At 66.8% G+C, this 14793-nt stretch carries 12 protein-coding genes and 1 tRNA gene; 5 read left to right on the forward strand and 8 right to left on the reverse strand.

Translation table 11 applies throughout. The features are described 5' to 3' along the window. Positions 1-62: 62 nt before the first annotated feature. The 4 genes from AC5JCN_RS27020 to AC5JCN_RS27035 form a co-directional block, all read right to left on the reverse strand. A complete protein-coding gene (locus AC5JCN_RS27020; RefSeq protein ID WP_495758286.1) occupies positions 63-1091 on the reverse strand; it encodes an acyltransferase family protein in 1029 nt (342 codons plus the stop codon). Positions 1092-1315: 224 nt separating this feature from the next. Then, positions 1316-2344 (reverse strand): NAD-dependent epimerase, encoded by a 1029-nt coding sequence (locus tag AC5JCN_RS27025; RefSeq protein WP_495758248.1) that lies wholly within the window; start codon positions 2342-2344, stop codon positions 1316-1318. 121 nt (positions 2345-2465) lie between these two features. After that, a tRNA-Cys gene (locus AC5JCN_RS27030) sits at positions 2466-2540 on the reverse strand. A gap of 204 nt (positions 2541-2744) precedes the next feature. Further along, the gene (locus AC5JCN_RS27035) at positions 2745-3008 is read right to left on the reverse strand and encodes a hypothetical protein (RefSeq protein ID WP_495758249.1); all 264 of its coding nucleotides are present in this window, start codon (positions 3006-3008) and stop codon (positions 2745-2747) included. Positions 3009-3220: 212 nt separating this feature from the next. On the opposite strand from AC5JCN_RS27035, the gene AC5JCN_RS27040 reads away from it, so the two are divergent. After that, complete coding sequence (locus tag AC5JCN_RS27040; RefSeq protein WP_495758250.1) at positions 3221-3862, forward strand: DUF1190 domain-containing protein; 642 nt, start codon at positions 3221-3223, stop codon at positions 3860-3862. Here the strand turns inward: AC5JCN_RS27040 and AC5JCN_RS27045 are convergent. From AC5JCN_RS27045 to AC5JCN_RS27055, 3 genes are all read right to left on the reverse strand, one after another. Continuing rightward, positions 3802-4497, reverse strand: coding sequence for a phosphatase PAP2 family protein (locus AC5JCN_RS27045; RefSeq protein ID WP_495758251.1), 696 nt, complete (start codon positions 4495-4497; stop codon positions 3802-3804). The two genes, AC5JCN_RS27040 and AC5JCN_RS27045, sit on opposite strands and share 61 nt — an antisense overlap. Before the next feature lie 109 nt (positions 4498-4606). Continuing rightward, entirely contained in the window at positions 4607-5626 is a 1020-nt protein-coding gene (locus AC5JCN_RS27050) for a class I SAM-dependent methyltransferase (RefSeq protein ID WP_495758252.1), read from the reverse strand. An 80-nt stretch (positions 5627-5706) separates the two neighbouring features. Continuing rightward, positions 5707-7287 (reverse strand): exopolysaccharide biosynthesis polyprenyl glycosylphosphotransferase, encoded by a 1581-nt coding sequence (locus tag AC5JCN_RS27055; RefSeq protein WP_495758253.1) that lies wholly within the window; start codon positions 7285-7287, stop codon positions 5707-5709. Between the two features lie 207 nt (positions 7288-7494). Between AC5JCN_RS27055 and AC5JCN_RS27060 the strand changes: the two genes are divergently transcribed. Together AC5JCN_RS27060 and AC5JCN_RS27065 are read left to right on the forward strand one after the other, a co-directional pair. Further along, entirely contained in the window at positions 7495-7644 is a 150-nt protein-coding gene (locus AC5JCN_RS27060; protein ID WP_495758254.1) for a hypothetical protein, read from the forward strand. A 541-nt stretch (positions 7645-8185) separates the two neighbouring features. Continuing rightward, positions 8186-9004: a SapC family protein gene (locus AC5JCN_RS27065; protein WP_495758255.1), complete on the forward strand. Its 819-nt coding sequence runs from the start codon at positions 8186-8188 to the stop codon at positions 9002-9004. 35 nt (positions 9005-9039) lie between these two features. On the opposite strand, the gene AC5JCN_RS27070 is transcribed toward AC5JCN_RS27065, so the two are convergent. Beyond that, positions 9040-9738: a SapC family protein gene (locus AC5JCN_RS27070; RefSeq protein ID WP_495758256.1), complete on the reverse strand. Its 699-nt coding sequence runs from the start codon at positions 9736-9738 to the stop codon at positions 9040-9042. A gap of 143 nt (positions 9739-9881) precedes the next feature. Between AC5JCN_RS27070 and AC5JCN_RS27075 the strand changes: the two genes are divergently transcribed. Then, a complete protein-coding gene (locus tag AC5JCN_RS27075; protein ID WP_495758257.1) occupies positions 9882-12389 on the forward strand; it encodes a glycosyltransferase in 2508 nt (835 codons plus the stop codon). Continuing rightward, entirely contained in the window at positions 12386-14755 is a 2370-nt protein-coding gene (locus AC5JCN_RS27080; protein ID WP_495758258.1) for a glycosyltransferase family 2 protein, read from the forward strand. Before AC5JCN_RS27075 ends, AC5JCN_RS27080 begins: the two co-directional genes overlap by 4 nt. The last annotated feature ends 38 nt before the right edge of the window (positions 14756-14793 follow it).

Genomic DNA, 14793 nt, shown 5'->3' on the forward strand with positions numbered 1-14793 from the left:
AGCCGCGCTCAGGGAGCGGGATCACCTTACGCTGGCCAATGCTCGGGCCCCTCTTCGGCCGGTCAGTTTGGGAATTTGACCTTGAGACTGTTGCACCACCTCTCAAACGCAAACCACGAGCACGCTGCGATCAGCACCGTTGCCGGCATCGCAGCGGCAAAGAGGGCGGGGCCGGGCTTTTCAAACACTGAGCCCAAGCCAAAATGCTCTGACACGCGAACCAATATTGAGACGGGCAGCAAATGATAAAGGTACAAGCCGTAACTAATTCGTCCCATCGATACCATGACGGGATTACCAAGCAGTGTTCCCAGCGGCCCGGCTCTTCCCCGCGCAGCGTATAGCAGCAGAGCTGAAAAAGGTAAAAGCTCAAGAAAATCTTCAACCGCTACGTCGTTCCTCTCGGAGACGAAACCCATCAAGAAGATGATTGCTGGGAACAGGAGCATGATGGCAATCAAGCCGGCATCGGGAAAGCGCTCCAAGTGTTTTGCAAACACGGCGAGAAGCGCTCCACCGGCGAGTGCGTCAAGTGAACTCGGTAGCAGTACATATGGCGCAACATCCGGGGCGAGGCCGAATACAACCCACCGGAAAACAGGGGCGGCTACAACGCAGACCGCAAGAATAGGAACAGCAAGCGACCTTCTCACGTAGATAAAGAAAGGTGCAAAGAGAAGGTAGAACTGCTCTTCCACGCTGAGCGTCCAAAGATGGACAACCTGCCAAGGTTCCCATGTGGCGTGGAAGGCAAAGTAGAAATTTACGAGGTAGGTTACGACGTATCCAAAGACTGCGCGCACGTCGGCCGATTCAAATGCGAGAATAGCCGCGAGAACATAATATGCTGGGAATATCCGCAATGTGCGGCGTGCATAGAAATTGATGAGCTTACGATGGGGTTCCTGAGCAGAGGGCCTGAGTAATATTGATGTGATAAGAAGCCCGCTTAGCAGAAAAAATATTCGTACACCGTAATGACCCCAGGCAGAATCTGGATCGCAATAGTGCGAGTACATGACCAGCAGAACGGCAATGCACCGTATGCCGTCTATCTGCGGTAAGTAAGTCTTCGGCAGAACACGCTCCACAGCCAGGCAAACTTTGAAATCAACCTCAGTACTGGAGGTTAAGCAGTGTTGCTGTGCAGTCAACCGGGAAATTGCGCGCTCCGGATTGCCAAGCCGGCGGAACAAAGTCCTCAAACAAGCTGACTGACGTATCTTGAGGCACGATTTGCGAGCGAACCGGGTTGATTGGGGTCATTTGGGTCGCTTAAACAGCACGGCTGCGTTGCAGCGGTGGATCGAAGCCCTCACACGCCGTACCGCTCCCGGTACCACGCGACAAAGCGTGCGACGCCGTCCTCGATTGTCGTGGCGGGCCGGAAGCCGACGGCGGCCGAGAGGTCGGAGATGTCGGCGTAGGTGGCGGGCACGTCGCCCACTGCCATGGGTGCGTAGACCTTCTCGGCCGTGCGGCCCAGGCACTTCTCCAGCACCGCGACGAGGTGCATCAGCTCCACCGGATTGTTGTTGCCGATGTTGTAGATGCGCCAGGGCGCGGCGCTGGTGCCGGGATCCGGCATCTCGCCGGACCAGGCCGGGTCCGGCGCCGGTGCGAGGGGCAGCAGGCGGACCATCGCCTCCACGATATCGTCGACATAGGTGAAGTCACGCCGCATGCGGCCCTGGTTGAAGAGCGTGATGGGCTTGCCGGCGAGGATTGCTTCGGTGAACAGCCACATCGCCATGTCCGGCCGGCCCCAGGGGCCGTAGACTGTGAAGAAGCGCAGCCCGGTGCAGGGCAGCCCGTAGGTGTGGGCGTAGGCGTGCGCCATCAGCTCGTTCGCCTTCTTGGTGGCGGCATAGAGCGAGAGCGGGTGGTCGACGTTCTGGTGCACGGAAAACGGCATCGCCGTGTTGCCGCCATAGACGGACGAACTCGAGGCGAAGACGAGGTGCTCCACTGCGTGCCGGCGGCACGCCTCGATCAGGACGAGGAAGCCGTCCAGGTTGCTTTCGCCGTAGGCGTAGGGGTTGACGGCGGAGTAGCGCACGCCCGCCTGCGCGGCGAGGTTTACGACGTGGCGGAACCGGTGGCGCGAAAACGCCTCTTCCACGGCCACGCGGTCGCAGATCGAGGCTTCGATGAAGGTGAAGCCGGGCAGGGCGGCGAGACGCTCGAGCCGGGCACGCTTGAGGGCCGGATCGTAATAGGCGTTCACGGTGTCGATGCCGACGACGGGACGGCCTGCCTGCAGCAGCCTGAGCGCGAAATGATAGCCGATGAAGCCGGCTGCCCCCGTCACCAGGACCGGGTCATCGTCGGAAGAAGGGGTCATGGCCGATTCCATCGCAGTGCGAACCTGGCGCAATGGTCGCCGCCGCGCCATGCTTGCTCAACCCTATCACGGCGTCCGCCGGTCACGGACGGCCAGACGACATGTCGATCGCAGTGCTGAATGGAGGCCTGGGGAAGGATTCGAACCTTCCCTACCGGGAGTTGCAATCCCGTGCGTAACACTCCGCCACCAGGCCGTCATGCGTTGGGATCGATCGCTCACTCTGAGGAAGACCGCGTTGCGCCCCCGCCAGTGATTCCGCCGACCCCATTGCGCCGCACATCTATCGGCTACACCCGGACAAACCGCAAGATGCACAATCCCACATCCTTGAAATGTGGTGAGTAAGCCGGAACGCTGCCTTGCCAATGGTTGAGCGCGACCCCCACGGCACGTGTGTTCATTCGCTTGTGGGTCCCTCGGGCGCGCCACCGATACGGGTCAGGCGGAGAACGGCTTCTTCCGCTTCCTCGCGCGTGGCATGTTCGGAAACGATCGTCTCTGAGCGAAACTTCAGCACTTTCCGCCCGGATGGCGTCTGGTGCCTCACGAGGAAGCCCCAGGCGACCACCCACGGCCCTCCCGCCTTCGATTTGGTGCGCAGGACCTTGTAGTGCCGCGCCGGAGGAGCTCCGGCGGAATCGTGACGCGCAGCGGTGGTCATGCGGCTTTACACTCGATACATTAACGCAAGGCAGTAATTAAGCTGGCGAATGCCGCTGCGGAAACCTGGCCGGAAGCGGTACGCCGCCCGGCAAAACCCCGCCTTCCGCGGCTCCGGCCGATTGCTTCGCGCGTGGACGCAGGGGGTTCCCCCCGGGCCGCCAAGGATGCTAGGGGCGGCATCGCCGGAGCCTCCGGCCTGGAGAGCGATCGATGATCTGCAACCGTGCCGTGCCGGCGCAGCCGGCTGCCGCCGCCGTCGCCGCGCTTGCGTTGGGGCTTCTGCTGGGGTCTCCCGGTTCCGCCGCGGCGCAGACGGGGACGTTCGGCACGCCCTACACGTGCCAGCTCTCGGGCCGACTGTCCCAGCAGCAATGTTCGAACGCGTTTGCCAACACCCGCGCCGAACTCGGGGAAACATCGCCGCGATTCCCCACCCGTAAGGCCTGCGAGGAGCACTTCGCGCGCTGTTCCATCCTCGACATCCTCGGCGGCCGGAAAGTCACCTTCGGCCCGACGCAGGAGGGCATCGAGGTGGTCAGGAACGGCGGCAGGCTGATGGCGCTCCCGGTGGTGACGGCGAAAGGGCCGCGACCCATGTTCCGGCCGCGTCCCGTCGACGAACGCGCCGTCCAGGAGTCACCCCAGCGCAGGGCGCAGGCACAGGCTGCATGGAAGGCTCAGCTCGACGCCGCCGCCGCGCCGCCGCCCGACGTCGACGGTGCAGCCGTCCTCCCGGCGGAGCCCTACGAGCCCTATGACCCGAACTGGCAGAAGCAGGAGGGCGTGGCCACCTATCCCGGCAAGCGGAAGGGCAAGGCAGGCTCGGCAGAGGTTCCTGCCTCCGGCAACTGAAGCTGCGCTGTGTGTGACCCGGCATGGACGGCGCGCCGCGACTGGCAGACCTGCAGGCTGTCGGCCCAGAAATGGGCGAGGCGCAGGATCTTGGGTTCGGCGCCGGCCTGCCCTCCGACGAAGAGCACGGCAACCGCGAGCGGAGCGGCGGCCAGCCAGCGCATCCGGATCTGCGGGTCCTCCTGGTAGAGCCGGCGCACGGAGAAAAGGATCATCGGCGCCGACAGGCCGATCGCTCCGCCCATCAGCACTTCCGGAACGTTGTGCTTGTGGAGCAGGACGCGCGACAGGCCGACCGCGACCGCAAGGGCGGCACACCCGCACCCGAGTGTGACAGCCAGAACACGGGCCATGCCGAGACGCACCGCGAGGACGCACAGCCCTCCGAAGACGCCGACCGCCGCCGCGGCATGGCCGCTGGGGCTCCTGACGGGGATCCCGAAATGGGGCCCGCAGGGGATCATCACGATCTTCGCGAAGAACGTGCCGCCGAGTGCAACGCAGATCGCGAAGCTCCACCACGCGGCCGCGCGCCGCTCACCCGCAAGCAGCAGTAGTGCTGCGACGGAGACGACGACCGGCAGGATCACCGCCTGATCCGAAATGTCGGTGATTGCCCAGAGTAGCTGTCTCAACGTCAGTCTCGTCCTTGGTCAGTTCATCAGCCTGCCGCGGCCTGTTGGTGTCAAGCTGCGACCCGTTCAACAGACGAATGTGTTGCCGGCATGGTCACCGGAACGGAAGTCAGGTGGATGGCGACCGCCGGAAAACCGCACAAAGCGTCGGGCTGGGGCCGACCTGCCCGGCCTGTGTCCGCCCGGTCAGCTGGGCGACGCGCAGGCTCGCGGCCTTGCGCAGAGACTTCAGCGATCTGGCCAACCCCTGCGCAGGTTCCGGCTTGCGCCGGGGCCGGCCGTCCCGGTCGAGGATAGGCGGCTTGACCGATCCTGCCCGGGGTGTCCGGAGCCGCCACGACGACGAGCCCGGAAAGCCGCCGAGATCCACGAACTCCACCGTCGCTCCCAGCCTTATGGCCGCTGCAGCAAGGCTGTCCTGCGTGAGCCAGAGAAGATGCACGGGCGGCGAGTCAACTGCCCAGGTGACGTGCGGAGCGTAGCAGTCCTTGTTCGGCGTCGTCACCACGACCGCGCCACCCGGGCGGGCGGCCCTCAGGCAGGACTCGAGAAAGGGCAGGGGGGCTGGAAGGTGCTCCACCACTTCGGTTGCAACCACCACGTCGACCTGACCAGGCTGCGACGAAGCGAAGCTCTCGATCGACATGTCCTCGAAATACGGACCGAAGCGCTGCCTGGCACGGCTCACGGCCTCAGCCGAAATGTCGAGCCCGGTGGCCTCATGCCCGGCGTGGCGCAGTGCGGACGTCAGGTAGCCCAGGCCGCTGCCGACTTCGAGCACCTTCAAGCGGTCTCCCGTCTCTCTCGCAAGTGTCTTGCAGATCCCCCAATAGGCGGGCTCCCGGTTCGCCAGGTATCCGAGAGGGTCCAGCGAACGTTCCACATCCACGGCATAGCGCGCATAGCGCTCGTAGCCCGGGATCCGGTCAGCCTGCCGGTAGATCGCTTCGTACAATGCGGACGTGTCCCCGTGCAGGGGCATGGCGAAGCGCGTGCGGCAAGCCCTGCATTCGGCGATGTCGAAGACGTCCGGCTCCCGGTATCCGGGGTAGCTCTTCCAGACGAGGGACACCGCGGTATCCCCGCACATGGGGCAGGCGGGGAGGTCGTCGCCGTGTCCCGTCGCCATGTGCCGGCTGCCTCGTGAGTCCCGTTCAGGCTCGGTACGGAACGTCGCGACCGGCGCTCAAGTCAAGCAGCTTGCTTTCCTCAGCGCACCGCTGACCGGTCGCCGAGCAGGCAGGGCACAGTCATGAGGATGATGTAGAGGTCGAGCCAGAACGACTGGCGGTCGATGTACTCGACGTCGAGAGCGACGCGGCGGCGGACTTCCTCCGGCGTATCGACAGGGCCGCGCGAGCCCTTGATCGCGGCCCAGCCCGTCAGGCCGGGCTTGACGCGGTGCCTGTGCGCATACTCCGCCACGAGCCTTGCGCTTTCCTGGCCGCCCGAGCGCATGCCGATGGCGTGGGGGCGTGGGCCCACAAGCGACATCTCGCCACGAAGCACGTTGATGATCTGCGGGATCTCGTCGAGGCTGGTGCGCCGGATGAAGCGCCCGACGCGGGTGATCCTGTCGTCGCCGGCCGACACCTGCCTGTGCGCCCGGGCGTCGCTCGCGTCATGCCGCATCGACCTGAACTTCCAGACGACGATCTCCTCGTTGTTGAAGCCGTGCCGGCGCTGGCGGAAGAAGATTGGGCCTGGGCTGTCGAGACGGACGGCAACCGCGATGATCGCCATCACCGGCACGGCCAGCGCAAAGATGATGGTGCCGAGCACGAGATCCTGCAGGCGCTTCAGCAAGGCCGGGTGACTGCCGGCCCGCACTCCCGACAGGCGGGCGAGCGGAGCGTCCGCGAGCCGGTCGAACGCGGCCTGGCGTGTCGGGTCGTCCTCGTCGAGAATCAGGCTGATCTCGTTCGGCAGCACGCGCAGCCGCTGCATGAGTTCCCTGACCCGGCCTTGTGCCTCGGCGGGAACCGAAACGACGATCCGGTCGACGAACGGCATCAGCCTGTGCTCGACGAGGTCGCGGGTGTCGCCGAGAACCGGCACGCCGAGGATGTCAGGCGGCACGCGCCCGGCGCGGTCGTCGAAGATGCCGAGGATGGAAACCGATCCGCTCTCCTTGGCCTTGCTGATAAAGCGTTCGGCGTTCGCCGTTGCGCCAACGAGCACGATGTTCGGGGTCAGCACGCCCGCCTTGCGCCACCGGCGCACCAGCATCCACCAGATCCCGTGCAATCCGCACAGGATGACGGGCAGGAGTGTCAGGGCGGGCAGGGCAGGGCGCAGCGCGAGGCGCTGGGGAAGAACCTCGACGAGCGTGACCAGCAGCAGAAAGACGCACAGGATTGCGGCCGCCACCTTCGCCACATGGGCCAGCAGCCCGTCGCGGTTGCCGAAGGAGTAGCAGTCGGCCGCTTTCAGGAGACCCATGGTCCAGAGGGGCCCGAAAACGAACGGCAAAAGGAATCCGGCCGGCGCGAGCAGGGGATTTCCGCCCACGGCCATCGTCCAGCCGAGCGCGGCCAGCAGCGATACGGCGAACATGTCGACCGCCCGGAACAGCGCCACGCGGGTCCGGCCGCCGATCCGGGCGCGTGACGGAGCGAGAACGTCCGGCCGCAACGCCCCGCGTCGGCGGGGCGAGCCGTCGCCGCTTTCGTCGGGCGTGCGCGCCTGATGGCCGCGTTTCTCGGCAGCGGGTTGTGTCCGGTCCGGCTGGATTGCAGCCGTTCCTGGGTCATAGGGCAGGGGACGTTGGGCGCGCAGCGAGGCGGACATTCGGGGACCCGGCTTGAGAGGTCGGCATCCTGCGCGGGCGGAGTATCAAACGCGTAAATTTAAAATGCGGATGAGTGTTAAATCAGCCATCTGTACGCCGACGTTCTGCCGGAAGGGCCGCCCCGCCGGCGAGTGTGTCCTCGCTGCACTGGCGAAGCAGGGGGGACGGTGGGAGGATCATGCATCCTGCCGCTTGGGAGTGGTCCGATGGCCTCGATACCGGGCGTTCGCGTATCGACATTCGCAATTCATCGTTCGGCGCGTCAGCGCCGCCTCGAACAGTCTGCCAAGACCATCGCGGTCGCGCTGATCGGAGCAGGATGCCTCCTGCTCGCGCTTTCCGTTCTGATGGGTTGAGGGTCCCGCTCAAAAAAGGCCCCGGCGTCATGCACCGGGGCGAAGTCGGGAACTGGGTCAGCAGATGGCGTTGACCCGCGGCGGACCGTAGATGACATTCCTCAAGCAATCGTCACCGCGTTAGCGCGCATTTGCCGCGAAACGAGCCGGCTGATCGCCAAGGGCTTGGCTAAGGCCCAGATAAGCCAGCGAAAATCCCGTGACCGCGGTCTGCGAACGACGCCCGCGGGAGCCCAGTCGCGAGCCTGTGATCGCCTGCAATTTTCTGTTTATCTCCGACACCTGTGGGTAAATGGGAGGTAAATGGAAAGGACGGGTGAAGGTTTACATCGTATACTACGCCAAGGTTTCGTCAAAGTCTCCTGAGTTGCTGATATTTCAGCTGAATTTGTCGTCTCTGCTGAAGAATTGCAGAGGTTGGTATGAAGCAAAATTAACTCCTGAGGCTTCAATGTCCCTTTCGGACACTTCAACAAAAAGGAAGGTCCCGGCGCCTCTCCTCATGCGGGGACGGGCGCCGAAATACGGGAACTGAGGTCAGATGATTCGTGACGAGGACGAGCTGCGGTCCAAGCGCTATCGCTTCAGCCGCGATTTCACACATGCGCTCGGCCGCCAGCTCGTCCCTCTGATCGCATCTGAACTTTACAACGTGTGCCACGAGGTCCCGGTCCTGTTCGCCAAAAGCGTTCGGGGCTGGGACGTCGTCGGCGTCGTCACCGATCCGGCTCTGCGCCGGTCACTCGTTTCCCGCGATGGGGCCTGGCTCGGCGGCTACTCGCCGTTTCTGCTACGGATCCATCCGTTCCGCCCGGCGCCGGACGGTGAGGCGTGGGAGGTCGACCCAGTCGGCTTGGCGCAGGCGCGCGAGCGCGGTCGGCCGTTCTACCTGCCGGACGGCTCCCCAGCGCCGGAGTTCGTCACCATCAAGGCAATGCTGGCCGACGCAGCCAAAGGCAGGGCCGAGCTAAGGGATCACGCCGCGAGGCTCGAGCGTGCCGGGCTCATCACGCCCGTCCCCATGGCTTTCGTGGCCGAGACGATGTCCCAGGGCTTGGCGGCACTCTTCTGCGTCGACGCGCTCCGGATGGTCGAGGCTCAGCCTCGCTTGCTCGCCAGTCTTGCCGCTGGTTCGCCGTCAGCGCTCGATCTCGCCTTCGCCTCCATCTACTCGATGCGGCTCCTCAAAGGCCACTACGACGCAGCGGCCCTGACCGATCTCGAGGGGCGTATCGCCGACCTCATGAAGGGCGGCGCCGTACCCGCGCCCGATGTCGTTCCGGCGGCGCCGCCTGCGGCCGTGACGACCGGCTTTGCCCTCGATCGCTCCGACACCCTCGATTATGCGAGACTGACGTGAGCCCGGGACGCCACCAGCCGCCCCTGGACTCCGCCTCAGGCAGCGTCCTGCCGCGCGAGATCGTGCAGGAGGCCGTTCACGCGGTGCGTGGAGATGCGGTGGAGCGAGATCAGGCTCGCAGCCAGCCAGCCGTGCCTGGCGACGATTTCGGCATGCGCCTGCGTTCCGATGAAAGCCCAGTCGACGATCCAGAAGCCGTCCAGGGCGATGCTGCGGGTACGGCTGCGGAAGGTCAGTGGCCACGTCACGAAGCCGCCGGCGGCCTCGATGTCGGCATAGGCGGCCTGCAGCGCATGCCGGGAATTGGCGAACGTCCACAGCGCCTGCAGCCGGTAGTCGAGATCGGCTTCGGCGGCAGCCTCGTCGAATGCTGTGCCGGGCCGCGTCGGCGCAAGCAGACCGGGCTCGTCGACCAGCACAGCCATCGTGTCGACGGCAACTCCGTCCGCGACGGCGAGCGGGTAGGCGCGCACGACCAGCGGCACGACGCGGGCGCCGCTGTCGCCCTGGGCTGGACGCCAGGTCTCCTGGTCGGGGGCGAGGCCGGTAATGGCAACGAGGTCCCACAGAGCGCCGTCCCGACGCCATGCGATGGGGTAGCGCTCCATCAGCAGAGGCACCTCTACCGGAGCGACCGGGATCGACACGGGGTTGGCCTGCGGCAGCAGGTCCTCCAGGGCCGGCATGCGGCGGAGGTCGGCGGCTTTCTCGAGGGGGCGCAGGGCGCTGTACATGGCGTGTCGTCCTCGGTGGTCACGGTAGCGGAGGTGCCCGATGCCCAAAGACATAGCGGGCAGACCGTGAACGAGATCTCCCGCGCGCGTGCTCGAATTCTTCTGATCGGCGCAAGGCTGCCGAGCTTTATCGGAGCGACGCGATGAACGCCTCCTCCGGACACCACCACGTTGCGGTCGAACGCTTCGTCACCGAGTTCGCGACCTTCTACCTCGACGAGGAGCGGCACAGGATGTCGCTTCCGCTTCTCGCGCGCTGGTTGCAGTCGAAGGGCCGCCCGGACGAGGCGCTGCCGCTGCTGGCCCGGTACCGCCGGCTGGGGGGAGAAACGGCGGCCGACCGTCTCCTCGAGGCTTCCATCAGGCGTGATCTCGCCGGACCTTTGGCAGCTCTTCCCGCCTTGCGCCGCGCCTTCTCCGTGGATCCGACAGACCCGGTCATCCAGAAACGGCTGCTGCACGGCCTCCTCGACGCCGGGGAGGACCGCGAGGCGGAGACGTTCGCGGCAGGTCTGCTCCACTCTGCCAACGATCCCGAGGCCATCGCCGTCGCACTGCAATGCGGTCGCGGCGCCGGCCCGGCGGCCTTCGGCGCGGTGCGGCATACCGGGAGGCAGATCGAGGGCTGGTGCATCTGGCGCAGCGAGGATGCCGCGCGCGACCTCCTCGTCATCGCCGACGGACGGCAGGCGACATTCGCTGTCGAGGCAAGGACCAATCCCGCCTGGGCCCGCCTCGGCTTCCGTCACGCGGCGTTCCGTCTCGGCTGGCCGGTCGGCGCTGCCGTCCTAGAGGTGCGGGACGCCGTCTCCGGCCAACTGCTGCGGGGCGCGCCGCTGATGGATGACGCAGCACTCGACGGCCATTCGAGGCCCGCGCCCGTCGAACAGGTCGACGTCACCATCGTCGTGCCGATCTACGCCGATGCGCCCGCGACACGCGAGTGCCTCGAAAGCCTCGCCGCAGACACCGTGTCCCAGACGCGTTCGCGGATCGTCGTCGTCGACGACGCCAGCCCGGACGCGATGATCCGGGCTCTGCTCGATAGGCTGGCCGCCCAGGGGCGGATCACGCTGCTGCGGAATCCGCACAATGTCGGCTTCATCCGCGCCGTGAACCGGGCGCTCCGGCTTGTGCGCATGGAGGACGTCGTCCTCCTCAACGCGGACACCTGCGTGCCGCCCGGCTGGCTGGACCGGCTGCGTGCAGCAGCCTGCACCGCGCCCGACATCGGCACGGTGACGCCGCTCTCCAACAATGGCGAACTCGTCAGCCTTCCCGTTCCGTTTCGCTCAAACCCGATGCCGGACCCGGCGCGCCTCGCCGAGATCGACGCCTCGGCAGCCCGCATCGGGGGCGGGGTGGTCGACATGCCCAACGGCGTCGGCTTCTGCCTCTACGTGCGCAACGACGCCCTTCGCGCAGTCGGGTCGCTCGACGCGACGCGCTATGAGCGCGGCTACCTGGAAGAGGTGGATTTCTGCCTCCGCGTCGCAGCGGCCGGCTACCGCAACGTTTGCGCCACCAACGTCTTCGTCGGGCATCGCGGCGAAGCCTCCTTCGGCGGGAGCAAGCGCGCCCTCGTGCTGTCGAATGCTGCCGCCCTCGTTCGCCGCTGGCCTGACATCGAGGCGGAGACGGAAGCCTTCGTCGCCGCCGATCCGCTTCGGCCGGTGCGCCTCGCCCTGGCCTGGCCCAGCCTGCGCCGGGCCGGAGGGCGCCGGCTCGTGGTCACCGGAAAGGATGGCCTCGACGCCTCGCTCGCCCTGCGGCTAGCACGCGAGCAGCCCGCTCTGGAAACCGCTGTCCTCTCCGCCGTGGGGCTTAGCCCGCAGAACTGGTCGTTCCGGCTGCCCGGCCTCGACATTCCCGTACCGCCACTGACCGAGACGCAGGCTCTTTCGCCGGCCGACGCACTGGTCGACGTCGCAGAGCGTCTTGGAGCGGAGGAGATCGTCGTCGCGCCATCGCCCGGACTTTCCCCGGAGCTGGCAGAGGCCTGCTTCGCGGCGGGACTGCCGGTGGATCTCATGCCGCTGGCCGCGCGAACACGCGTTCCGCCCGCCGTGTCAGCCCGGGCGCGGCGGATCCTGCTGCCCACGCCGGCGGCCGCGTCGGACGTGGCGGGCCGCACACTCGATCACGTCCACCTGCCGCGCGCCTTCCCGGCGGGGATGGCGCTCGGCTTCGAGGGTCCGCTGCTCGGCATCCTGCCGGGCGATGCGTCGCCGGGAACGTGCGCCGCCATTGCCGGGCTGGCACGGGCGTGGCGCCGCCGGAATGCGCCGCGCGGGCTCGTTGTCTTCGGCGAAACGTTCCGCGACGTCGGCCTCATGCGCGCAGGGAACATTTTCGTCACCGGCGCCCTGAATTCGGAGGAGGACTGGCGCGAGGCCTTCAGGATCCACCCCTGCGCCGGGCTCGTCCTGACGCTCCGCCGGCCGGTCTACGCTCACGTGTCGCTCGACATTGCCGACCAGTCGGGCCTGCCCTTCGCCGCTTACCCGGTCGGCGGAGCAGCCGACCTGCTGTCCCGTCGCGACGCGCTGACGCTCGACCTCAACTGGGACGCCGAGGAGATCGCGCTCGTCGTCGAGAGCTTCCTGTCACTCCGCAACGACCGCAGCCTGCGCAACCTGGATGCCGCATGACCGCACACGTGATCCCGCCACCTCCGCAGGATAGCTCTGACGACGATGCCCAGGGGCTGCGCGCCTTCCATCCGGTGGGCCAGCACGCCATGGGGTGGTGCTACGACCCGCAGGACCCGTCCCGGCGCTTTGTCGTCGACGTGCGCGTTGACGGGGAGAGCATGTCGCTCATCCTCGCCGAAACCTTCATCCCGACACTGCGCGACCGCTTCGGCGGCGATGGATGCCACGGCTTCCTGGTACGGCTGGACCGCGTCCGCCTCGCCGGCGCGGTGCTCGTCGAGGCTTACGTCGCGAATACGGACATCCGCCTCGGTGCGTTCCGGCTCGACGAGCTGCAGGAGCCGGCTGCGGGGACCGGGCGCATCGTCGGCGAGACGCACTGGATGGGAGGCCTGCGCATCACCGGTTGGGCCTGCGACGTCGCCGCCCCCGTGTTGCCGCTGACCATCGACATTCTCGTCGACGGCGATCCCATCACACAGGTCACGCCGCACCGCTGGCGCGAGGCCGGGCCGAACGAGGCCGCGCCGTCCGGCCGCTTTGCCTTCGATGCGTGCCTGCCGGCGCGCTTCGCCGACGGCATCGTCCACACCGTGCGCTGCCTCGTGGGCGGAACCGAATTGGCCGGCTCACCCTGCGTGGTCCTCGCCCACGGACAGGGGTTCGAAGGGCTCGCGGCCGAGATCGACCCGGACGGCACGACCGGCCATCTCCTGCGCGCCCGGCTCTTGGACCGGCTGATGCCGTCCTCCGTACCGATGGGCGAGTTCGATGCCTGGCGCGTCCACTTCCCGGTACGCCCACCGCGCGAGACTGCGACGCTCGTCGGCGTCGCAGTGATCGGCGACATCGATGCGGACGTCAGCTCGACCCTGATCAACCTGAGTGCGCAGTCGCATCCGCACTGGGTCGCTGTCAGCATCGCCGGGAGCGACGGCGCATTCTCCGGCGAAGCCTTCGTGGCAGCCGCCTCCGAACTGGCGGATGCAGGCGCCGAGATCGTGGTCGTGCTCGAGGCCAATGCCCTCCTCGATCCCCATGCCTTCGGCCATCTCGCCGCAGCGTTCGAGGATGCCCGCTTTCCCGGAGTGGTCTACTCCGACTCCGTCGTTCGCATGCGCGACGGCCGGACGGCGCCGAGCCTCAAGCCGTCCTTCGACCGCCACCGGCTGCTCGCCCAGCCGTATGCGGCCGACCTCTTCGCCATCTCCCGCCGGGTACTCGAAGAGCTTCGACACCAACCTCCTTCGAGCCTGTGGAGCTTTCTTTTCCGGTCGGTTCGCATCGCTGGGCGCCTCGGGGAGATAGTGGCGCACCTGCCCGAGCTTCTCGTCACGGTCAACGAGGCCGCTTCGCCCGCTCGCATTCTTCATGTCGTCGCCGCCGTTCGCGAGGAAGCAGCCGCGCGCGGACGGGCCGCCATCGTCGAACCGCTGGCCTCCGCCGCCCGGCCCGCTCTGTCCATTGCTTGGCCGGAGGACACTAGGGCGAACAGGGTGTCGGTGATCATCCCGACACGGGACCGGCTCGACCTCCTGCAGCCCTGCATCGAGACCATGCTGCATCATACGCAGGGCGTCGCCTATGAGGTGATCGTGGTCGACAACGGCTCACGCGAGCCGGCGACCCTGGCCTTCCTGCAGGCCCTGTCCGAGGCGGGCGGCACGGTGATCCGCGCCGACATGCCGTTCAATTACGCGCGGCTGAACAATCTCGCCGTCGCCCGCGCCTCCAACGAGCTCGTCTGCTTCCTCAACAACGACGTCGAGATCATTGAAGGCGCCTGGCTGCGGGAGATGGCACTGGAGCTGGCCGACCCGTCCGTCGCCGTCGTCGGCGCCACGCTGCTGTGGCCGAGCCGCATCGTCCAGCACGGCGGCGTGGTGCTGGGGCCGCACTTCGCCGCAGCGCACTCCTTCAACGACCGGATTGACGGGGAGGGGGGCTTTGACGACCAGCTTCTCGTCCCGCGGCGGCAGAGCGCCGTGACCGCAGCCTGCATGCTCATGCGCCGGGCCGACTACCTCGCCCTTGGCGGCATGGACGAGGACGCCTTCCCGGTTGCCTTCAACGACGTGGACCTCTGCCTCAAGGCCGGCGCGGCGGGTGGCGAGGTGCTGATCACCCCGCGGGCGCGCCTGCTGCACAAAGAGAGCGCCAGCCGGGGCCTCGACCACCTCTCTCACGAGAAGCGGTCCCGCGCCCGCAAGGAACTCGAGGAGCTGCGGCGGCGGTGGGGGCACGTGCTGGCAGACGACCCCTTCTACCACCCGAGCCTCTGCCTCGACCTCTACCCGTTCAGCGGCCTCGCGGCGCCGCCTCGGAGCCGCGATCTGCGAATCCTGCCGGAGGCCGGCGGATGACGAGTAACTCGATCACAGAGACTTCCACACGGGTCCGG

This window comes from Alsobacter sp., from assembly GCF_059501845.1.

Excerpts from the sequence above, each read along its gene's own strand:
- AC5JCN_RS27050 (WP_495758252.1), bottom strand. The coding sequence starts at position 5,626 with ATGGCGACGGGACACGGCGACGACCTCCCCGCCTGCCCCATGTGCGGG.
- AC5JCN_RS27065 (WP_495758255.1), top strand. The coding sequence starts at position 8,186 with ATGATTCGTGACGAGGACGAGCTGCGGTCCAAGCGCTATCGCTTCAGC.
- AC5JCN_RS27055 (WP_495758253.1), bottom strand. The coding sequence starts at position 7,287 with ATGTCCGCCTCGCTGCGCGCCCAACGTCCCCTGCCCTATGACCCAGGA.
- AC5JCN_RS27075 (WP_495758257.1), top strand. The coding sequence starts at position 9,882 with ATGAACGCCTCCTCCGGACACCACCACGTTGCGGTCGAACGCTTCGTC.
- AC5JCN_RS27035 (WP_495758249.1), bottom strand. The coding sequence starts at position 3,008 with ATGACCACCGCTGCGCGTCACGATTCCGCCGGAGCTCCTCCGGCGCGG.
- AC5JCN_RS27080 (WP_495758258.1), top strand. The coding sequence starts at position 12,386 with ATGACCGCACACGTGATCCCGCCACCTCCGCAGGATAGCTCTGACGAC.
- AC5JCN_RS27040 (WP_495758250.1), top strand. The coding sequence starts at position 3,221 with ATGATCTGCAACCGTGCCGTGCCGGCGCAGCCGGCTGCCGCCGCCGTC.
- AC5JCN_RS27025 (WP_495758248.1), bottom strand. The coding sequence starts at position 2,344 with ATGACCCCTTCTTCCGACGATGACCCGGTCCTGGTGACGGGGGCAGCC.
- AC5JCN_RS27060 (WP_495758254.1), top strand. The coding sequence starts at position 7,495 with ATGGCCTCGATACCGGGCGTTCGCGTATCGACATTCGCAATTCATCGT.
- AC5JCN_RS27070 (WP_495758256.1), bottom strand. The coding sequence starts at position 9,738 with ATGTACAGCGCCCTGCGCCCCCTCGAGAAAGCCGCCGACCTCCGCCGC.